The organism is Methylogaea oryzae (assembly GCF_019669985.1).
GTDB classification, from domain to species: domain Bacteria; phylum Pseudomonadota; class Gammaproteobacteria; order Methylococcales; family Methylococcaceae; genus Methylogaea; species Methylogaea oryzae.
This window is the reverse complement of record NZ_AP019782.1, coordinates 3,401,720-3,420,256: the sequence shown is the minus strand read 5'-3', so window position 1 is coordinate 3,420,256 and position 18,537 is coordinate 3,401,720. Positions and strand designations below refer to the sequence as shown.

The following is an 18,537-nucleotide window of genomic DNA, read 5'->3' as shown; positions in this document are numbered from 1 at the left end:
GCAACCCATAACCACAACCACCAGGCGGTCCGCCTTGGCCGGCAGGGGAGAGAGATGCAAATCGAGTCCATTTTGAAGTCGTATGCCCGTTATGCGCCGGTGTACGACCACACGTTCGGCTGGCTTTTGAGCTTCCACGGCCGGGCGCTGGCGGCGGAAATTTCCAACCACCGCCCCGGCGCCGTGCTGGAAGTGGGCGTCGGCACCGGCATCGGCCTGCGCCATTACCGCCACGATCACAAGATCTACGGCATCGACGTGTCGCCCCACATGTTGGAACGCGCCCATCAGCGTATCGCCCGCAAGCGGCTGGCCCACGTGCAGAGCCTGGAAATCATGGATGCGCGGCAAATGACTTTCGCCGATAACAGTTTCGACACGGTGGTGGCGGCCTACGTCATGTCGGTGGTGCCGGAGCCGGCCAAGGTGATGCGGGAAATCGAGCGGGTGTGCAAGCCCGGCGGCAGCGTGGTCATCGTCAACCATTTCGCCTCGGAAAGCGGTTTTCGCCGCCGTTTCGAAGGCATGCTGGCGCCTTTGTCGGAGCGCCTGGGCTGGCGTCCCGACATGCCGGTGCAGGAAATCCTGTCCCATACCTCGCTCAAGGAAGTGAGCCGCCATACCCTGCCGCCCATGGGATTGTTCACCTTGCTGCATTTGCGCAAGGACGCTTAATCCCGCCGAGCCGCCTTGGCCTTGCGTCTCGTGGCGGCCTGGGAAACCGGTCGCTTCCGGCGGTTTTCGGCGCGCGCCGGCGCCGGTCCCGTGGCGTTTACCATGCGGTGGCGGTAATGCTAAACTGCCGTACATTATTGCCGATGGCCCAACTTTCAAGCGAATAGGATGAGCGCCCCTCCCCGTCCCCAAAAAATCAGGCCGGCCATTGAGCTGCGCAGCGGTTCGGTTACCGTGCCGGTATTGCGTTTATTGACCGCCGATATCGATCTGGTCGCCGAGCAGTTCGCCGAGAAAATCGATCAGGCGCCGGAGTTTTTCCGCAACGCGCCGGTGATGGTCGAGCTGAGCGGCTTGGTCGCCAGCGACGTAGACTTTTCTGCTTTGTTGAGCAAGCTGCGCGCGTTGGGCGTGCAGCCCATCGGCGTGCGCGGCGGCAGCGAAGACTTGCACCAGACCGCGCAGGCGGCCGGGCTGGTGGTGTTCGAGGGGCGCTCCGAACCGCAAGCGGTATATAGCGGCAGCGGCGAGACGGCCGCTCCGGTGGAAGCCGCGCCTAGGTCGGAGCAACCCCAGATCGATGCGCAATCGGCGGAAAAGCGCACGCGGACGATCACCCAGCCGATACGCTCGGGACAGCGGGTCTATGCTCAGAAGGGCGATTTGATCGTGATGGCCACCGTCAGCGCCGGGGCGGAAATCATCGCCGACGGCAATATCCATGTTTACGGCACTTTGCGCGGACGCGCCCTGGCCGGCGTCAACGGCGACACCAGTTGCCGCATTTTCTGCCAGGACTTGCAGGCCGAGCTGGTGTCGGTGGCGGGCAATTACCGCATCAGCGAAAACCTGGACGACAGCGTACGCGGCAAGGCCGTGCAGATTTACCTGCAGGGCGAATCGCTCATCATCGAACCGCTGTAACCCTGCAATCCCAGTTTACTGTCGGAGGAAAGGAAGTTGGCAAGAATCATTGTTGTGACATCGGGCAAAGGCGGTGTGGGTAAGACCACCACCAGCGCCGCGTTTTCCATGGGCTTGGCGCTGAAGGGCCACCGCACCGTCGTGATCGACTTCGACGTGGGCCTGCGCAACCTGGACTTGATCATGGGGTGCGAGCGGCGCGTGGTGTACGACCTCATCAACGTCATCAACGAAGAGGCCAGCCTCAATCAGGCGTTGATCAAGGACAAGCGCTGCGAGAACCTTTCCATCCTGCCCGCATCCCAGACCCGCGACAAGGACGCGCTCACCATGGAAGGGGTGGGGCGGATTTTGGAAGAGTTGTCCAAGACTTTCGAATACATCGTCTGCGATTCGCCGGCGGGCATCGAGTGGGGCGCCCATCTGGCCATGTATTTCGCCGACGACGCCATCGTGGTGACCAACCCGGAGGTGTCCTCGGTGCGCGACTCGGACCGCATGCTGGGCCTGTTGGCCAGCAAATCGCGCCGGGCCGAGCAAAACATGGAGCCCATCAAGGAATACCTGCTGTTGACGCGTTATTCGCCGAAGCGGGTCAAACTGGGCGAAATGCTCAGCGTGAAAGACGTGCAAGACATTCTCGCCCTGCATCTTTTGGGCGTGATCCCTGAATCCGCCGCCGTGTTGGGCGCCTCCAACTCGGGCAATCCGGTCATTCTGGACGACAAGAGCGACGCCGGCCAAGCCTATATGGACGTGGTGCGGCGCTATCTGGGCGACAACGTGCCCTATCGCTTCATCGACGAAGAAAAGAAGGGGATGTTCGGGCGCTTATTTGGTGGGGGCTAGGTCATGGGGTTGATCGACTATTTTCGCAAGCAACCCTCCTCGGCGGCCGTCGCCAAGGAACGGCTGCAAATCCTGGTGTCCCACGAACGCTCGGAACGCAATCGGCCGGACTACTTACCCAAGCTGCAAGCGGAGTTGCTGGAAGTGATCCGCAAATACGTGTCGGTAGAGCAGGACGCCATCAGCGTCCACATGGAGCAGGACGACAACCGGGAGGTTCTCGAGTTGAACATCGTTCTGCCGGAGAACGAAGGCAGGCGCCGCCGCTAGAGAACTCTCGGCGCTCCTAACAGCGCCGGACGGCTTCGTTCCCTAGGAAGGGGCGTTGGCCGGCGAGTGTTTTTTCGGGTAGTCGAACCACAGCGTCCCGCCCCCGAATCGGGCCAGTTCGCGCCAGCTTGTCCCCTCCACACGGATGACCACCGCGCCCGCGGTGGGAATCTCGCTAAAGTCATCCCCCGTCAGTCGTTCGGCCAGTTCGGTGATGTCCGGGTTGTGGCCGACCAGCATCACTTCGTCAAAGCGGTCGTCGGTTTCCGTCAGCGCTGCCAATAGCGCCTGCACGCCTTGCAGGTAAAGCCGTTCGTCGCAACGAATGGCCTTGCCGGGATAGCCTAATGCCTCTGCGACGATTTTGGCGGTTTTGCGCGCCCGCTTGGCCGGGCTGGATAGGATCAGGTCGGGGCAAGCGCCCCACGCTTTCAGGCGCAAGCCCATGGCGGGCGCGTCGCGCTTGCCGCGGCCGCTCAAGGGCCGATCGAAGTCCGCCAGTTCCAATCGTTTCCAGCTGCTTTTGGCGTGGCGCAACAGAATCAAGCGTTTCGCCATGGCGGCTCAGTCTTTCTTCAGGCGAACGGCCAGCACGTCGCAGCGGGTGTAGTGCAGCAAGCTGGACGACGTGGAGCCCAGCAACAGCTGCAGGCCGTGCTTACCGTGAGTGCCGACCACGATCAGGTCCACGCCGTTTTCCTCGGCGATCCGGATCACTTCCACCTTGGGGCTGCCGATTTCCACCACGCAGTCGGACTCCGCCACGCCCAGATCTTGCGCCATGCTTAGCAAGCGGCGCTTGGCTGTTTGCACCAGTTCGTCGCTCAGCTCCACGTCGAAGGGCACGGCCGGGCCGTAGGCCGAGTCGGCGATGGGCATGTAGTCCACCACGTGTAGCAGCGTCAGCTTGGCTTGATTGCGCTGCGCCAGGTCGTGGGCGCGGCGGGCGACGATTTCGCTGCCTGCGCCGAAGTCGGTGGCCATGAGAATGTGGCGGTAGGCTTGCATGGGTCGTTTCTCCGGCGGATTGCGGGTGGTGGTTTTATGCTAAGGCATTAAGGGGCGGGAAACAAAAACGCCATCAATTGGAACGACACCACGGTGTACAGTACGGCCACGACAAAGCCGATGGGCAGCGGCTGGGACAGCGCATGGCGGACGATATGGGCCATGATGGCCACGTGCCAGCCCACCAGGCCCAGCCATAAAATGCCCAGCAACTCGCCGGCGCCGAAGCCGGCCAGCAGTTGCAGCGGCGGGATGCCCAGGGCGCTGATGAGGGCGTCGGTGCCCAGCCAGGCGATGGCCATCTGCAGGAAGCGCTTGGGCCGGTTGACGGTGTAGAGCAGCGCCGCCACCACCGCCAGGCTCATGACGGTTTCCGTGGCGGTTTGCAGGGCGGCTTGCGGCCAGCCCACGTCCGGCGCCAGCAACAGCGTGCCCAGGGCCAGGTAGGCAGCCAGCACCAAGCGGAACAAAAAGCCGGAAGCCGGCAAATCCTGCGGTCCTTTGCGGTAAAGACAAATGTCCAGGAACAGTTTCAACAGCGGCATGATCGAACCTCGCAAACGAAGGCGGGAAACTTAGCACACATCGTTGCCGGGACAAATGCGCGGCTTGCGCAAACGGGGCCTGGTTCTAAAGCGCTTTATCGGTCGGCGGCGTCCGGCCGTAACGCCCGCACCGCCAGGATGCGTCGCCGCCGTTGTTCCTCGCCCAAGGCGGCTCCGGTGTAGCCTTCCTCCAACAGGGGTTTGGCCGATACGGCCTGCGCCGCCGCATGGGCCGCACGCAAATAGCCGGCTTGCGGGTAGTCGATGTCTTCCAGGCCGGCGCGTCCCCTGGCGTCGGCTTCGCAGGCCAACAGAAATTTCTCCAGCCGTTGCGGCTGGCGGAACACGTCCAAGGACTGGAACAGGTCCACTACGGTGGCCGGGCGCAGTTCCAAGGCGCGGTGGCAGCGGCCGTGGAAGCGCATGACTTTTTCCGCCAGGATTTTGTAGTCGTTGGGCGCTTTGACGCGGCGGCACAGGGCGTCCAGGGGCGCCAGTCCCAGTTCCTCGTGGCCGTGGTGGCTGGGCCAGGCTTCCGGCGGCGTCAGCGCCTTGCCCAGGTCGTGGGTGAGGGCGGCGAAGCGCACCTGCCGGTCCGGGCAGAGGCGGGCCGCCTGGTCCAGGACCAGCAAGGTGTGGACGCCGGTATCGACTTCCGGGTGATAGCGGGGCGGCTGGGGCACGCCGAACAGGGCGTGGATTTCCGGGAAAAGCCGCTGCAGCGCGCCGCAGTCGGCCAGCACGCGGAAGAAAGCGGAAGGGGCGGGCTCGGCCAACGCTTTTTCCAACTCGGCCCACACCCGCTCCGCCACCAGGGCGTCCACTTCTCCCGCCTGAGCCATGGCAGCCATGAGACTGTTGGTTTCCGCGGCGATGCGAAAGCCCAGATGGGCGTAACGGGCCATGAAGCGCGCCGCCCGCAGGATGCGCACGGGATCCTCCTGGAACGCCGGGGAGACGTGGCGTAGCGTTCGCGCTGCCAGGTCGCTGCGCCCGCCGAAAGGATCGATGAGGTTGCCTTCTTCGTCCTCGGCCATGGCGTTGACGGTGAAATCGCGCCGCCGCAAATCCTCCTCCAGGGTCACGTCCGGTTCGGCGTGCACTACGAAGCCGCGGTAGCCGGGGGCGGTTTTCCGCTCGGTGCGCGCCAGGGCGTATTCCTCGTGGGTTTGCGGGTGGAGGAAGACGGGGAAGTCGCGCCCCACCGGGCGAAAGCCGCGCGCCGCCATCGACTCGGGCGTTTCGCCCACCACCACCCAATCCCGTTCTTTCACCGGCTGGCCCAGCAATTTATCCCGCACCGCGCCGCCCACGAGGTATTTCTTCATGCTTTCGTTTGCTGTTTATCCGCTGTTTGTTGCTAGCATAAGCCGCTCTTAGCCAACTGGTAAACAGGCGTTCCGTGTCCGACGTTTTTCTGCTTTATGGCGCCGTGGGCGCCGTGGCCGGGGTGCTCTCCGGTTTGTTTGGCGTGGGCGGCGGCGTGGTGATCGTGCCGCTGTTGGCCATGGTCTTTCCGTCCCAGGGCATCGCCGACGAGCTGGTGATGGTGATGTCCGTGGCCACTTCGCTGGCCAGCATCATCGCCACCTCCGTTTCCGCCGTGGCCGCCCACCAGCGCCGTGGGGCGGTGCAATGGCCTTGGGTATGGCGCCTGGCGCCGGGGATATTGTCGGGCGCGGCGGTCGGGGCGGTGCTGGCGGAGCACTTGCCCGGGCGTACGTTGAAACTGGCGTTTGCGTTGTTTTTGTTGTTCGTGGCGGGGCGATTGCTGTTTGCCAAGCGCGCCGCCGGCGGAAGCGGCCGCGTTTCCTGTTGGCGCAACGGCGCGGCGGGGGCCGGCATCGGCTTGTTGTCGGCCATTGTCGGCATCGGCGGCGGCACTTTGACCGTGCCTTACTTGGTGAAGCGCGGCGTTGTCATGGCCCAGGCGGTGGCGACATCCAGCGCCTGCGGTTTGCCCATCGCTTTGGCCGGGGCGCTGACCTATCTGTATTTGGGCTGGCATCGTTCCGGCTTGCCGCCGCTGAGCTGCGGTTATATTTACCTGCCGGCTCTCGCCGGTATCGCCTTGTGCAGCATGTTTTTCGCGCCGCTGGGCGCCCGGCTGGCGCATCGCTTGCCCGCCGCTGGTTTGAAGCGCTGTTTCGCCGCCTTGCTGGTGCTGGTGGCCGGGCGTCTGTTGCAGCAATCTTGGCCGATATTTTGAGCTTCCACTATGACCCGCAAACCCCGCATCGAAATCGAATTCTGCACCCAATGCCGCTGGCTGCTGCGCGCCGCCTGGCTGGCCCAGGAGTTGTTGACCACCTTCGAGCAGGAGATCGGCGAGGTGGCGTTGATTCCCGGCACCGGCGGCGTCTTCGAAGTGCGCGGAGAGGGGGCGTTGCTTTGGTCGCGCAAGCAGGAGGGGCGGTTTCCGGAGGCCAAGGAGTTGAAGCAGCGACTGCGCGACTTGGTCGCCCCGGATAAGCCCTTGGGCCATTCCGAGCCCAAAGCCTAGTGTTATCGCCGGCGCGCGAGTGCGCGTAGGCCCTGTCCCGCGACAGGCGGCGGGCGTCGTTTAGGCTTGGTCAACGGTCCAGCCATGCGGCCAGTTGTTCGACCGCCATGGGCTTGGCGATGTGGTATCCCTGCGCCATGTCGCAGCCCAGCGAGGCTAGCCGATCGAGGATCACCTGGCTTTCCACGCCTTCGGCGACAACCTTGAGGTTGAGGCTATGGGCCAGTTCGATGGTGGAGTGCACGATGGTGGCGGAGTTGGGATTGCTGTCCATATCCCGGACGAACGACTGGTCGATCTTGATGATGCTGACCGGCAGCTTCTGCAAATAGCTGAGGGACGAGTAGCCGGTGCCGAAGTCGTCCACGTGCAATTCGAAGCCCCGCCGGCTCAGTTGGCACAGCGTTTTCAACGCGCTGTCCGGGTCGTCCATCAAGGCGCTTTCCGTCAGTTCCAGCTGGATTTTTTCGGCGGCCACGCCCCAGGTTTGGCAGAGCTCGTCGATCCGTTCCAGCAGCTTGGGATCGTGCAGGTTGCAGACGGAAAGATTGACCGCGAGCGCCACGTCCAAACCCTTTTGCAGCAAGGCGTGGGCGTGGCTCATGCCGGCCTCCAGGGCCCAGTAGGTCAGCGGCTTGATCAATCCGGTGCGTTCCGCGAGCGGTATGAATTCGCCCGGCGCTATCATGCCCCGCACCGGATGCTGCCAGCGCATCAGCAGTTCGGCGCTGCTGGCCTTGCCGGTGCGGAGATCGATCTTGGGTTGCCCGTACAGCAACAGCTGCGGCGGACTCTCCACCGCCCGCCGCAGCTCGCCCACCAGCATGAGGCGGCGGGCGCAGTCCTGGTCTTCGCCGCCGTCGAACAACAAGTAATCGGCGCCTTTCTGTTTCGCCTCGTACATCGCCTTATTGGCGCGGCGGAACAGCAAATCGACGCTATCCCCGTGTTCGGGAAACAGGGCGATGCCGGTGGTGGTGCGTACGTCAATGACCAAGTTGTTGATTTCGAAAGGCTCTTCCAGGTATTGGAGGATGCGGTTTTCCACCTCCTGGGCGCGGGAAGCGTCGCAGCCGGGAAGGAGAATGCCGAATTCGTCCTCGCCGATGCGCGCGACCATGTCGCCGTCCGCGACGGCACTGCGCAGGCGCTGGGCCAGCTTGTGCAACAGCAGGTCTCCTTCGCCGTAGCCGAACGCTTCGTTGAAGTCGCGCAGCCGGTTGACGTCCAGTTCCAGCAGGGCGAACGGCAGGTTGCGGTCGCGCGACCGGGCCAACAGCTCGCTGAGGCGCTGGTTGAGGGCGGCGCGGTTGGGCAGGTCCGTCAACGTGTCGTGGAAAGCCAGCTTCACCAGGGAGGCTTGGGCTTTTTCGTGGTCGGCGCGCAGACGGATGGTGGCGATTCCGTATGCCAGGTCCGCCGCCGTTTCGCTGAGCAGTTCCAGCTGTTGGGCGCCGAACACATCGGGTTCGCGCGCATAAATCGCCAACACCCCCAGCGCTTTGCCGTCCACCCGCAACGGCAATGCGATCACCGAGCGATAGCCGTTTTTCTCCGCCGCCTCGCGCCAGGGCGAGAACGCGGGATCGGTGAGCGTGTCGTTCACCGCGAAAGGGCTGCCGGAGCGGATGGCTCGTCCTATGGGGCCTTGCCCGAATTCGTTATCCCCCCAGCTGACGCGGATCCGTTGCAGGTAATCGAGGGCGACGCCGGCGTGCGCCATGGGAAGAATGGCTTGGCTTTCGTCGTCCGCGCAATAGCCGACCCACGCCATGAGGTAATGGCCTTTTTCCACGGCCACCCGGCACATGGCTTGGAGCAGCGCCGTTTCTTCCTTGGCGTGCAGCAAGGTGCGATTGCCGGCGCTGAGCAGGTGCAGGGCGCGGTTCACGTTGCCCAGCTCGGTGATGGCCTGTTGTAGCTTTTCTTCCTGCTGTTGCAGCCTGTGCGCCATGTGGTCGAACGATTTCGCCAGTGTGCCCAGCTCGTCGGCGGCCGGAGCCAGTCCGGTGCGCGCGCTGAGATCGCCTTGGCCGAAGTCGAGGATCGCGGCGTTAAGCCGCCGCAATTTGCGCAGAATCAACACGTCACTGCCCAACCACGCCGCGGCCAGCACCGACGCCAGGGCCAGGCCGAGCCATGCGAGGCGCTGGCCGAGCATGCGGTTGGCTTCCGCGTACAGCCGCCGCTTGGGGGTGCTCAGGGTGAGAAAGGTGGACCCCCTGGAGGTGGAGTCCAACGCATGGAGTAGCGTTGCCCGCTCGATCTGCGCTTCGTCGATCCATTCGGTGACGCTGCTGGGTCCGAGGGCCATGGCCGCCCTGAGCCGGGGAAAATCCGGCAGGCTTTGGCCGATGTTAAACGTGTCGGGGGGGTAAGCCGCCAACACCGTGCCTTCGTTGTCGATGAGCGCCACGTTGGAGTCGGGCGGCAGCTGAATGTGGCTCAGCAGCGTGTTTAGCCAGGATAAATCGATGGCAAGATAGGCGACGTAGACCAAGCGGCCTTCGCTTACCAACGGATAGGCGGCATTTACCGTGGGTTTTCCGGTGATGCGGCCGGTTTGGTAGCGGCCGATGGCGAAGTCGCGGCTGTCCCGGGCTTGGCGAAAATAATCGCGGTCGGCCAAATTGACCGCGCCTTTGAAAGGCACCACGCTGCACAACACCGTGCCGTCGGGAGCGATCAGTCCGAAGTTGATGTAATAGGGGAAGCGGCGCAGCCATTCGGTGCCCAGTTCCGCGCATTTCCCTTGTATTTTGCCGGTATAAAGTTCGCCGGTTTTAGCCAGCGAGGACAGTATCTGTTGGGTGTGTCCAAAAATCAGTTGCTGCTGCAGCGCCGCCGTTTCCGCCAGTTCCTGCGCTTGGCGCTGGGCGGCGGCGAGGGATTCCTGGCGTTGCCGCAGGCTGTCGTAAACAACCACGGCAAATAACGGCAAGACGGCGAGCCCAACCAATAGCAGCAACCTGGCTCGAAGGCTGAAAAAGCGAGTCTGTGCCATGGCGCAACGCTCCTTGTGGTTTTTCGTTCGGCCGACCCGACGGCACTGAAAGCGAGACTCGCCGTCAAACTTTTAAATGCCCGGTAAGCGGCGGGATGCGCCATATCTGGCTATGGCGTTATCCCATGCGCTTTTGTTGGTCACGCAAAAAACCGATCTTCGTACAAGATAGGCAATTTCCCTCGTCGCGCGGGTCTGCCGGTGTTCGGTTTGCCCGGCGAGCATTAAACCGGTATTTCGCGGTACCGTTTTGCGTTCGCTCAAACGGCGTCGTTCCCCGGCCCGCAGCGTCATACTAATACCTGATGCCGGCATGCGTTGGAAAATCTTCTCCAGGGTAGACGCCGCCGACCAGAAACCAAGGGCGGTCCTGCACGGAGCCGGGGCGCCGATTATTAACCCCGCCGATTGTCCATCCAATATGTGCGGTCATTCGGCGTTGCGAGACTTTTCCCGGCCAGCCGGTGCTGGCCGTCGCCGCTGCGTTTTTATGCAGGTTGTCGGCTGTTATGCGTTCAACGAATATCGTCGTATCGCAGGCGGTGCCCGCTTTTGCAATACGCAAAAATACCCCAGCGATTTGCGCTAACCCGATTTACCGTTGCCACGGTATGTGTATAAAAAATACGGTATTCGATCGCTGCTGATTATTATGAATCATGGATTGGCGGGCTTTCGATGATATAGGGCACGATTTATGGTTAAAGGGATATTAAGGTCTGCGGTGTAGTATTTTTGTGATAACAGTCACGACCTCGGCGGGTGCTCGCCTGCAAAAGGCAACGGGGTTCTCGACTAAGAGTATGTTTGGTGTCGTGTCCGGTTGGGCGGCATCTCTATGGGGCGGAGGCGGGCGCACCATCGGCGGCATGGGAAACGTGGGAGCCATGAACGAATTAGCGCCAAGGGCGCGCCATTGCCCGGCCTTGTCGATGCGCTCTAGGCATGAGCCACCGTCGACGTTAGGGCAGGAGGGGGACGGATGACTATGAACCGCAAGCAACGCCAAGCAATCGAGCAGCTTGAAAAAGCGGCGAAAGCGCTGGGCTTGGACGCCGTCCAGGAAACCATCAGCGAGTCCGTCGATGGGGTCAACTTGGACATGGACATCCCCGCGGGGAAACACCACAAAATACACGTCCATATCCATGTGGACGAGGATGGCGAACTTTCCTAGCCTTTAAGCAAGGCGCTGATCCGGCATGATCCGCTCGCCGCGGCCTCCGCGCTTCCCTGGGCGGCAAAACCGGCCGTTCCGGCTTGTTTCGGAAGCGGTGACGATTTCGTCACGGTGCCGTCTGATATAATGCGCAAACACATACGCCCCGGTAGCTCAGATGGATAGAGCGTCCCCCTCCTAAGGGGAAGGTCACACGTTCGAATCGTGTTCGGGGCACCAGTCAAATCGAAGGCCCTAGCGTAACGCGCTAGGGCCTTTTTTGTCGCTTTGGGGGCGCCAAAGCCAATCAGGCGCATCGAGGGCGGCTTGTTGTCTAGGGCTAGTAAGGCCGGCGGCGTATTCCCAGCCGGTACAGCAACGGCGACAGCAGGATTTCCGCGGCAAAAAACACCGTCAAGACGGCGAGGGTTTCGGTTATGCCGAGCGGCAGCCACGGCGTTAGGGCCAGGGCCGGCAGCAGGGCTTCGGGGATTTGGTCCAAGCCGGTGGCGCGCGAGCTGGCCGGTAGGCCGCGACGGCGCTTGAGGAAGCTGGAGAACAGGTCGCCCGCCATGCTCCAGGACGCCGCCCAGGCGCCCAGCCACCAGGGCCAGCCCAGCCAGGGCGCGGTGGCGGAGGCCAGCAGCAACGCGGCGATCAGGCCGCGCCAGGTTTTCGAGGCTCCGAAGAGGGGCTGGCCGTCCGCCAGTCGCCGCCCCCCGTCCACGGGGGCGGCGCAACGGCCGCCCAAGAGGTTGCGCGCGAATACCGGCCCGCCGTTGGCGGCGGCCAGGATCACCAGCACTTGCGCCGTCAAACCCAGGTTCATAGGCGCCGCGCGGCATCAGTAACTGAGGTGGGTTTCTCTTCCGGTACGGGGCCAGGCGCTGAGCACCGCCCGCACCAGCGTCGCCAGGGGAATGGCGAAGAATACGCCCCAAAAGCCCCACAGCCCGCCGAAAAACAGGATGGCGACGATGATGGCCACGGGGTGCAAATTGACCGCTTCCGAGAACAGCAACGGCACGAGCAGCACGCCGTCCAGCGTTTGGATGACGCCGTAGGCCAGCAGCAGGTAATAGAAGTCGTGGCTGAGTCCCCATTGGAAAAACGCCACCAGCAGCACCGGCACGGTCACCAAGGTGGCGCCGATGTAGGGAATGATGACCGACAAGCCGTTGGCCACCGCCAGCAGGGCCGGGTAATTGAGGCCCATCAGGCTAAAGGTGACGTAGCTGACGCAGCCCAGGATGAGGATTTCGAAAAACTTGCCGCGGATGTAGTTGCCGATTTGCATGTCCACTTCCCGCCACACGGTGGTGGACAGGTTGCGCTCGCGGGGCAGGTATTGGCCGAACCACGCCATGATTTTGGCTTTGTCCTTGAGAAAGAAAAAAATCAGCAAGGGCATCAGTATGAGGTACACGATCAACGTCGCCACGCCGAGCAGCTTGGTGTAGGAGTAGCTCAGCATGTCCTGCCCATAGCTGAGCAGGTCGCGGCGCACGGCGGCGATGATTTCCTGGATTTGGTCCTGGGTGATGAAGCTGGGATAGCGTTCCGGCATCTGCAGGACGACTTTCTGCGCCTCGTTGATCATGTAGGGCAGTTGCAGGAACAGCTGCATGGCCTGCTGGTACAGCAGCGGCAGCAGGGCGATGAGCACGTAGGTGACGAAAGTCAGGAAGCCGCAGTACACCACCAGCACCGCCGGGGTGCGCGGCATGCGCTTGCGTTCGCCGTAGGCGACGATGCCTTCCAAGAGGTAAGCCAGCACGGCGGCGGCGAACACCGGCAGCATGATATCCGACAGGGTGACGATGATGGCGAAGCCGATCACCAGTAGGATGGTGAGGGACATGGCTTGGGCGTTGGGCAGGACTCGCTTGAGCCAGTCGCGAAAAATTTCCATGGAGGGTGCCGTTGTTGTTTTCGGTGTTATAGAGGCGTCCGCGGCGCCATGTTACACCATGGCCGGCATGGCGGCACAGCCTGCCATGCACAAATTATCCACAGCTTGTTCACCGGTTAAAGCACACGATATTGTGCTTTGGTTCCGGTTGACACACACTTTATTGTGTATAAACATAGCGGTCATCCCACCTTACAACGCGAGATCCAGACCATGGAAACGGAAACCCTTGTACGCAGCACCCCCTCCAACGTCATCCCCGAAGCCGCTGTGCCCACGTCGGAACTGCAAGCGGTGATGCCGGGCGAAATGCGGGTGATTCGTCGCAACGGCAAGGTCACCGCCTTCGACGCCAATAAGATCAGCGTCGCCATCACGAAAGCTTTCCTGGCAGTGGAAGGCGGCAACGCCGCCGCCAGCCGGCGCATCCACGACACCGTCGCCGAGTTGACCGCGCAAGTGGCGAAAGCCCTGCAACGCCGTTTTTCCGGCGGCGGCACCATGCACATCGAGGACATCCAGGACCAGGTGGAACTGGCCCTCATGCGCGGCGAGCATCACCGTATCGCCCGCTCCTACGTGCTCTACCGGGAGGAGCACGCCCGCCTGCGCGCCGAAAAGGCTAAGCAGGAGCCGAAAGCGGAAGCCGGCGAGGCCTGCCTGCACGTCACCCTGCCCGACGGCAGCCGCAAGCCCCTGGACGAAGCCCGTTTGCAGAAAGTGGTGGCGGAAGCCTGCAGCGGCCTGTCCGACGTGGACGGCGCCTGGATCATCGACGAGGCGCGCCGCGGCCTGTTCGACGGCGTGCCGGAAAAAGACGTGGCCGCCACCCTGGTCATGGCCGCCCGCACCCGCATCGAGCAGGAACCCAACTATTCCCAGGTGGCCGCGCGCCTGCTGCTGGACAGCATGCGCCACGAAGCCCTGGGCTTCCTCGGCAACGTCGGCGTCAACGCCACCCAGGACGACATGGCCGAGCAGTACCCGGAGTATTTCGCCGCCTACGTCAAACGCGGCGCCGAGCTGGAGCTGTTGTCGCCGGAACTGACCCGCTACGACCTGGATCGCCTGGGCGCGGCCCTCAAGCCGGAGCGCGACCTGCTGTTCACCTACCTGGGCCTGCAAACCCTTTACGACCGCTACTTCATCCACAGCAACAACGTGCGCTTCGAGTTGCCGCAGGCGTTCTTCATGCGCGTCGCCATGGGCCTGGCCATGAACGAAATCGACCGCGAATCCCGCGCCATCGAGTTCTACAACCTGCTGTCCAACTTCGACTTCATGTCGTCCACCCCCACCCTATTCAACGCCGGCACCCTGCGGCCGCAGTTGTCCAGCTGCTACCTCACCACCGTGCCCGACCACCTGGACGGCATCTACAGCGCCATCAAGGACAACGCCCTGCTGTCCAAATACGCCGGCGGCCTGGGTAACGACTGGACCCCGGTGCGCGGCATGGGCGCCCACATCAAAGGCACCAACGGCAAGAGCCAGGGCGTGGTGCCGTTCCTGAAAGTGGCCAACGACACCGCCGTGGCGGTGAACCAGGGCGGCAAGCGCAAGGGCGCGGTGTGCGCCTATTTGGAAAGCTGGCACATCGACATCGAGGAGTTCCTCGACCTGCGCAAGAACACCGGCGACGACCGCCGCCGCACCCACGACATGAACACCGCCAACTGGGTGCCGGACCTGTTCATGAAGCGCGTCGCCGAGGAAGGCCAGTGGACGCTGTTCTCCCCCAACGACGTGCCGGATTTGCACGACCTCACCGGCGCCGCTTTCGACGCGCGCTACCAGGAATACGAAGCCAAGGTGGACCGGGGCGAACTGACCCTGTTCAAGCGCATGCCCGCCAGCCAGCTGTGGCGCAAGATGCTGTCCATGCTGTTCGAAACCGGCCACCCCTGGATCGCCTTCAAGGACCCGTGCAACGTGCGCTACACCAACCAGCACGCCGGCACGGTGCACAGCTCCAACCTGTGCACGGAAATCACCCTGCACACCAACGAAAGCGAAATCGCCGTGTGCAACCTGGGTTCGGTGAACTTGGTCAACCACGTCAGCGACGACGGCGTGCTGGACGCGCAAAAGCTGGAGAAAACCGTCTCCACCGCCATGCGCATGCTGGACAACGTCATCGACATCAACTACTACAGCGTGCCCCAGGCGCGCCGCTCCAACCTGCGCCACCGCCCGGTGGGGCTGGGCATCATGGGCTTCCAGGACGCGCTTTATAAGCTGCGCATTCCCTACACCTCCGATGCGGCAGTGGCTTTCGCCGACCAGAGCATGGAGCAGGTCAGCTACTACGCCATCAAGGCCAGCACCGACCTGGCCGAAGAGCGCGGCCGCTATTCCAGCTTCGACGGCTCGCTGTGGAGCAAGGGGATATTGCCGCTAGACTCCATGGCCCTGCTGGAACAGAACCGCGGCGGCTATCTGCAGGTGGACGGCTCGGCCACCCTGGATTGGGACAGCCTGCGCCAGCGGGTGATGAGCGTCGGCATGCGCAACAGCAACACCATGGCGATCGCCCCCACGGCCACCATCTCCAACATCTGCGGCGTGTCCCAGTCCATCGAACCGACGTACCAGAACCTGTTCGTCAAATCGAACCTGTCGGGCGAATTCACCGTGGTCAACCCCTACCTGGTGCGCGACCTGAAGAGCCGCGGCCTGTGGGACTCGGTGATGATCAACGACCTCAAGTACTACGACGGCAGCGTGCTGCCCATCGAACGCATCCCCGCCGACCTGAAAGCGCTGTACGCCACCGCTTTCGAGCTGGACGCCCGCTGGCTGGTGGAAGCCGCCTCGCGCCGGCAGAAATGGCTGGACCAGGCGCAGTCCTTGAACCTGTACATGTCGGAACCCAACGGCAAGAAGCTGGACGCTTTGTACAAGCTGGCCTGGGTGCGCGGCTTGAAGACCACCTACTACCTGCGCTCCATGGGCGCCACCCACGTGGAAAAGAGCACCCTGGCGGACGGCAAGCTCAACGCCGTGAAGATGGCGGGACCCATCGCCGAGGATATGGAGTCGGTGAAGGTTTGCTCGATCCTGGATCCGGAATGCGAAGCGTGCCAGTAAGGCTTTAACTCGCGCCAGTAGGTAGGGTGGGTTAGGCCGGTAGGCCGTAACCCACCGGAGGGCGGCGACGAATCGGTCGCGCTTCGGAACTGGCCCAGAACGTTGGGATGGGCGCGGCTTCCGGCTCCCTCTCCCTTCGGGAGAGGGTTGGGGTGAGGGAGGTTGATAGCCGTGGCAAAACCGGTTCTTGGCTAGGGCTGGAGTGGTGCTGAGGGAGTGGATGTTTAAGGTGCGCCTGACGGCGCGGTGTTTTTGAATGCGGGGTCTCGTCCCCGCGGACGAGATTCTTTTCTTTGCTTGTCCAAAGAAAAGAATCCAAAAGAAAGGACACCCGACTGCCGCGCCGCTACGCGGTGCCCTGCGCTTTTCACTCGGCACATCCATGTGCCGAGCCCTGCGGGCGCTGCGCGTGCAAATCGGCTTTCCTGCCGATTTGTCGCTTGGACTGGGAGTCGGCCGACAGGCCATCCCTGGCCTGACGCCCGACCCGCCGCCTCCATGCGGCGGTCCTTTGGGTTATTCCCGGCCAAGCTGCGGTGCTCGGCGCGGCAGACGGGGCTTTTAGTTAAAGGATAACAAGGAGTTGCAATCTGATGGTTCCAAGTGCGACTAACTCAACGGCTCTATCGAAACTCTTCGATGAGCGTAGCCGTTTTGTTCTCATTGGTCTGACAGGGAGAACAGGTTCTGGGTGCACAACTGCTTCTGATATCTTAGAGAAGAAAAGCCCTGTGTTTCCTGAGTTTGAGAAGTTGGTTGATAAGGATGGGACGCCCTTTTTTAAAGGGCTTGACGCGAATAGGTACGGTATCCTGAAAAACTATGCAGAAAATAATTGGGAGCATTTTTTCTCGATAAAAGTTAGCGATGTAATATCGGCTTATTTGTTGCGGTTGTCTCAGAAGGATTTGGTTGAGTTTGTGTATAGTGCTAAGGGTGAGGGTATAAAGGCGCCGAAGGCTTCGATTGAGAGCGCAATCAGGGGCACTGCTTTCTCTAATGCTATTGTGCAAAAAGAGCTGCGTCGTTTTGGTGACTTGCTTTTTGATCACACCGCCTCTGTTGATCTTGATAAGGCAGATGATGCTGCCTTTGTGCGGTTTTTACGACGAATAAGAAAGTTCACGAAGAATTTTAAGCGTCAGCTTCAAGAGCTAGACAAAGGGCTGTATGTTGCGGTTTATCAGGCTGCAGGGAGCTCAATTAGAAAGCTTGGTAAGGTTGATATTAATTATAGGGAAAGTGTATTTGATACGATCCAGCTTTTTCATTTGCCAGAGACTATTAATCGCATAATTAAGGTTTTTCGGAGGACTAGGGATAACGCCTACGTTGTTATTGATGCAATAAAGAATCCCTACGAGGCCAGGTTTTTTAAAGAAAGGTATGCGGCCTTTTATCTGGTTTCTGTTAATGCGCCTGATGATGATAGGAAGGAGTACCTTCAGCAGGTTCATAAGTTTAATGTTGACCAGCTTGCGGTTATTGATAGAAAAGAGTCAGGGAAAGACGATGATCCTGCGGGGCACTTTATTTCTCCCAATGTGAAGAAGTGTATCGAGATGTCGGATATACATATGTATAATCCGCGTAGAGAAATTGGGAACAATAATATTTTGTCGGCGCAGTTGGCGTGGTATTTTGCGTTAATGCATCATCCAGGGCTTGTGTCGCCAACCTCCATGGAAAGGACTATGGAATTTGCGTATAGCGTAAAACGAAGTTCAGGCTGTATCTCCCGTCAGGTAGGTGCTGTTATTACAGATACGGAGAATTCAGTAAAGGCCATCGGATGGAATGATGTGCCTAAAGGTCAGGTGCCTTGTGTTTTTCGAAGTGTTGAAGGTGCATTATTTGATTTTGATGCGAAAGTCTATAGCTCCTATGAGCGTACTAATGAGCAATTTCGGGTGGCGTTAGGGCGAGGCTATAAGGGGGTGTTGGGTTGCGAAGCATTGGGTGGAAGGAATTTGTCTTATTGCTTTAAAGATGTAAAGAACTCAATAAACAAAGAGGAAAATCAGGTTCATACTCGCTCCATTCATGCGGAAGAAAATGCATTCTTGCAGTTGGCAAAATATGGCGGACAGAGTATTCGGGGCGGTCGATTATATACAACAGCAAGTCCTTGTGAGCTGTGTTCAAAAAAGGCATATCAGCTCGGTATTGCGGAAATTATTTATATTGATCCATACCCTGGTATTGCGAATACACATGTTTTGGATGTTGGAGAGACCGCTCCAAAGCTAATTCAGTTTCGTGGGGCAGTGGGACGCGGTTTTCACCAACTATATGAAATGACCTTGCCTTATAAGGATGAGTTGGAGTTGCTACTATCAGCTCCTGGAGACTGCGAGAAAAAAGGAGGGCGCGGGTTGGGGTAAGTCGGCGAACCCCAACGAGTCGCGTAGGTCGTTTGTTGGGCTTCCTGTCGTCAGCCCAACCTACAAGGAACGGCGCAGCGGTTAATCCCCTGCGACGCGCCGAGCACCGCAGCTTGGGGCGGGAATAACCCGTAGGGCCGCCGCATGAATGCGGCGGGTCGGGCGTCAGGCCAGGGATGGCCTGTCGGCCGACTCCCGGCCCAAGCGAGGAGCG

General features: G+C 61.1%; 17 protein-coding genes and 1 tRNA gene. 10 read left to right on the top strand and 8 right to left on the bottom strand.

What is annotated here, in order from left to right:
* The first annotated feature begins 54 nt into the window (after positions 1–54).
* From K5607_RS15095 to minE, 4 genes are all read left to right on the top strand, one after another.
* Entirely contained in the window at positions 55–675 is a 621-nt protein-coding gene (locus K5607_RS15095; RefSeq protein WP_054773982.1) for a class I SAM-dependent methyltransferase, read from the top strand.
* 168 nt (positions 676–843) lie between these two features.
* Positions 844–1,599 (top strand): septum site-determining protein MinC, encoded by a 756-nt coding sequence (minC, locus tag K5607_RS15090; RefSeq protein ID WP_221047506.1) that lies wholly within the window; start codon positions 844–846, stop codon positions 1,597–1,599.
* Between the two features lie 36 nt (positions 1,600–1,635).
* Complete coding sequence (minD, locus tag K5607_RS15085) at positions 1,636–2,448, top strand: septum site-determining protein MinD (protein ID WP_221047505.1); 813 nt, start codon at positions 1,636–1,638, stop codon at positions 2,446–2,448.
* Between the two features lie 3 nt (positions 2,449–2,451).
* Positions 2,452–2,718 carry a cell division topological specificity factor MinE gene (gene minE / locus K5607_RS15080; protein WP_221047504.1) on the top strand — a complete coding sequence of 89 codons (267 nt, stop codon included), beginning with the start codon at positions 2,452–2,454 and terminating at the stop codon, positions 2,716–2,718.
* 42 nt (positions 2,719–2,760) lie between these two features.
* On the opposite strand, the gene K5607_RS15075 is transcribed toward minE, so the two are convergent.
* From K5607_RS15075 to K5607_RS15060, 4 genes are all read right to left on the bottom strand, one after another.
* Positions 2,761–3,276 (bottom strand): SixA phosphatase family protein, encoded by a 516-nt coding sequence (locus K5607_RS15075; RefSeq protein ID WP_054773985.1) that lies wholly within the window; start codon positions 3,274–3,276, stop codon positions 2,761–2,763.
* 6 nt (positions 3,277–3,282) lie between these two features.
* Positions 3,283–3,726 (bottom strand): universal stress protein, encoded by a 444-nt coding sequence (locus K5607_RS15070; RefSeq protein WP_054773986.1) that lies wholly within the window; start codon positions 3,724–3,726, stop codon positions 3,283–3,285.
* A 47-nt stretch (positions 3,727–3,773) separates the two neighbouring features.
* On the bottom strand, positions 3,774–4,271 hold the full coding sequence (locus K5607_RS15065) for a hypothetical protein (protein ID WP_221047503.1): 498 nt from the start codon (positions 4,269–4,271) through the stop codon (positions 3,774–3,776).
* 95 nt (positions 4,272–4,366) lie between these two features.
* Positions 4,367–5,599, bottom strand: a complete 1,233-nt coding sequence (locus K5607_RS15060; protein WP_221047502.1) for a multifunctional CCA addition/repair protein — start codon at positions 5,597–5,599, stop codon at positions 4,367–4,369.
* Between the two features lie 74 nt (positions 5,600–5,673).
* On the opposite strand from K5607_RS15060, the gene K5607_RS15055 reads away from it, so the two are divergent.
* Entirely contained in the window at positions 5,674–6,480 is an 807-nt protein-coding gene (locus tag K5607_RS15055) for a sulfite exporter TauE/SafE family protein (RefSeq protein WP_221047501.1), read from the top strand.
* A 9-nt stretch (positions 6,481–6,489) separates the two neighbouring features.
* Positions 6,490–6,774: an Rdx family protein gene (locus K5607_RS15050; protein WP_221047500.1), complete on the top strand. Its 285-nt coding sequence runs from the start codon at positions 6,490–6,492 to the stop codon at positions 6,772–6,774.
* Positions 6,775–6,844: 70 nt separating this feature from the next.
* On the opposite strand, the gene K5607_RS15045 is transcribed toward K5607_RS15050, so the two are convergent.
* Together K5607_RS15045 and K5607_RS15040 are read right to left on the bottom strand one after the other, a co-directional pair.
* Positions 6,845–9,778: a bifunctional diguanylate cyclase/phosphodiesterase gene (locus tag K5607_RS15045; protein WP_221047499.1), complete on the bottom strand. Its 2,934-nt coding sequence runs from the start codon at positions 9,776–9,778 to the stop codon at positions 6,845–6,847.
* A gap of 295 nt (positions 9,779–10,073) precedes the next feature.
* The gene (locus tag K5607_RS15040) at positions 10,074–10,343 is read right to left on the bottom strand and encodes a hypothetical protein (protein WP_156302666.1); all 270 of its coding nucleotides are present in this window, start codon (positions 10,341–10,343) and stop codon (positions 10,074–10,076) included.
* 417 nt (positions 10,344–10,760) lie between these two features.
* Here K5607_RS15040 and K5607_RS15035 point away from each other — a divergent pair, with 417 nt between their 5' ends.
* Both K5607_RS15035 and K5607_RS15030 read left to right on the top strand, forming a co-directional pair.
* Positions 10,761–10,955 (top strand): hypothetical protein, encoded by a 195-nt coding sequence (locus K5607_RS15035; protein ID WP_156302668.1) that lies wholly within the window; start codon positions 10,761–10,763, stop codon positions 10,953–10,955.
* 145 nt (positions 10,956–11,100) lie between these two features.
* Positions 11,101–11,177: transfer RNA gene (locus K5607_RS15030), tRNA-Arg, on the top strand.
* 100 nt (positions 11,178–11,277) lie between these two features.
* Here the strand turns inward: K5607_RS15030 and K5607_RS15025 are convergent.
* On the bottom strand, positions 11,278–11,766 hold the full coding sequence (locus tag K5607_RS15025) for a cytidylyltransferase family protein (RefSeq protein ID WP_221047498.1): 489 nt from the start codon (positions 11,764–11,766) through the stop codon (positions 11,278–11,280).
* A 15-nt stretch (positions 11,767–11,781) separates the two neighbouring features.
* On the bottom strand, positions 11,782–12,849 hold the full coding sequence (locus K5607_RS15020; protein WP_221047497.1) for an AI-2E family transporter: 1,068 nt from the start codon (positions 12,847–12,849) through the stop codon (positions 11,782–11,784).
* Positions 12,850–13,062: 213 nt separating this feature from the next.
* On the opposite strand from K5607_RS15020, the gene K5607_RS15015 reads away from it, so the two are divergent.
* Together K5607_RS15015 and K5607_RS15010 are read left to right on the top strand one after the other, a co-directional pair.
* Positions 13,063–15,939, top strand: coding sequence for a ribonucleoside-diphosphate reductase subunit alpha (locus tag K5607_RS15015; RefSeq protein WP_221047496.1), 2,877 nt, complete (start codon positions 13,063–13,065; stop codon positions 15,937–15,939).
* Positions 15,940–16,532: 593 nt separating this feature from the next.
* Positions 16,533–18,323: a cytidine/deoxycytidylate deaminase family protein gene (locus tag K5607_RS15010; protein WP_221047495.1), complete on the top strand. Its 1,791-nt coding sequence runs from the start codon at positions 16,533–16,535 to the stop codon at positions 18,321–18,323.
* The last annotated feature ends 214 nt before the right edge of the window (positions 18,324–18,537 follow it).

Excerpts from the sequence above, each read along its gene's own strand:
- K5607_RS15095 (WP_054773982.1), top strand. The coding sequence starts at position 55 with ATGCAAATCGAGTCCATTTTGAAGTCGTATGCCCGTTATGCGCCGGTG.
- minC (WP_221047506.1), top strand. The coding sequence starts at position 844 with ATGAGCGCCCCTCCCCGTCCCCAAAAAATCAGGCCGGCCATTGAGCTG.
- minE (WP_221047504.1), top strand. The coding sequence starts at position 2,452 with ATGGGGTTGATCGACTATTTTCGCAAGCAACCCTCCTCGGCGGCCGTC.
- K5607_RS15075 (WP_054773985.1), bottom strand. The coding sequence starts at position 3,276 with ATGGCGAAACGCTTGATTCTGTTGCGCCACGCCAAAAGCAGCTGGAAA.
- K5607_RS15070 (WP_054773986.1), bottom strand. The coding sequence starts at position 3,726 with ATGCAAGCCTACCGCCACATTCTCATGGCCACCGACTTCGGCGCAGGC.
- K5607_RS15065 (WP_221047503.1), bottom strand. The coding sequence starts at position 4,271 with ATGCCGCTGTTGAAACTGTTCCTGGACATTTGTCTTTACCGCAAAGGA.
- K5607_RS15060 (WP_221047502.1), bottom strand. The coding sequence starts at position 5,599 with ATGAAGAAATACCTCGTGGGCGGCGCGGTGCGGGATAAATTGCTGGGC.
- K5607_RS15050 (WP_221047500.1), top strand. The coding sequence starts at position 6,490 with ATGACCCGCAAACCCCGCATCGAAATCGAATTCTGCACCCAATGCCGC.
- K5607_RS15045 (WP_221047499.1), bottom strand. The coding sequence starts at position 9,778 with ATGGCACAGACTCGCTTTTTCAGCCTTCGAGCCAGGTTGCTGCTATTG.
- K5607_RS15035 (WP_156302668.1), top strand. The coding sequence starts at position 10,761 with ATGACTATGAACCGCAAGCAACGCCAAGCAATCGAGCAGCTTGAAAAA.
- K5607_RS15025 (WP_221047498.1), bottom strand. The coding sequence starts at position 11,766 with ATGAACCTGGGTTTGACGGCGCAAGTGCTGGTGATCCTGGCCGCCGCC.
- K5607_RS15020 (WP_221047497.1), bottom strand. The coding sequence starts at position 12,849 with ATGGAAATTTTTCGCGACTGGCTCAAGCGAGTCCTGCCCAACGCCCAA.
- K5607_RS15015 (WP_221047496.1), top strand. The coding sequence starts at position 13,063 with ATGGAAACGGAAACCCTTGTACGCAGCACCCCCTCCAACGTCATCCCC.
- K5607_RS15010 (WP_221047495.1), top strand. The coding sequence starts at position 16,533 with ATGGTTCCAAGTGCGACTAACTCAACGGCTCTATCGAAACTCTTCGAT.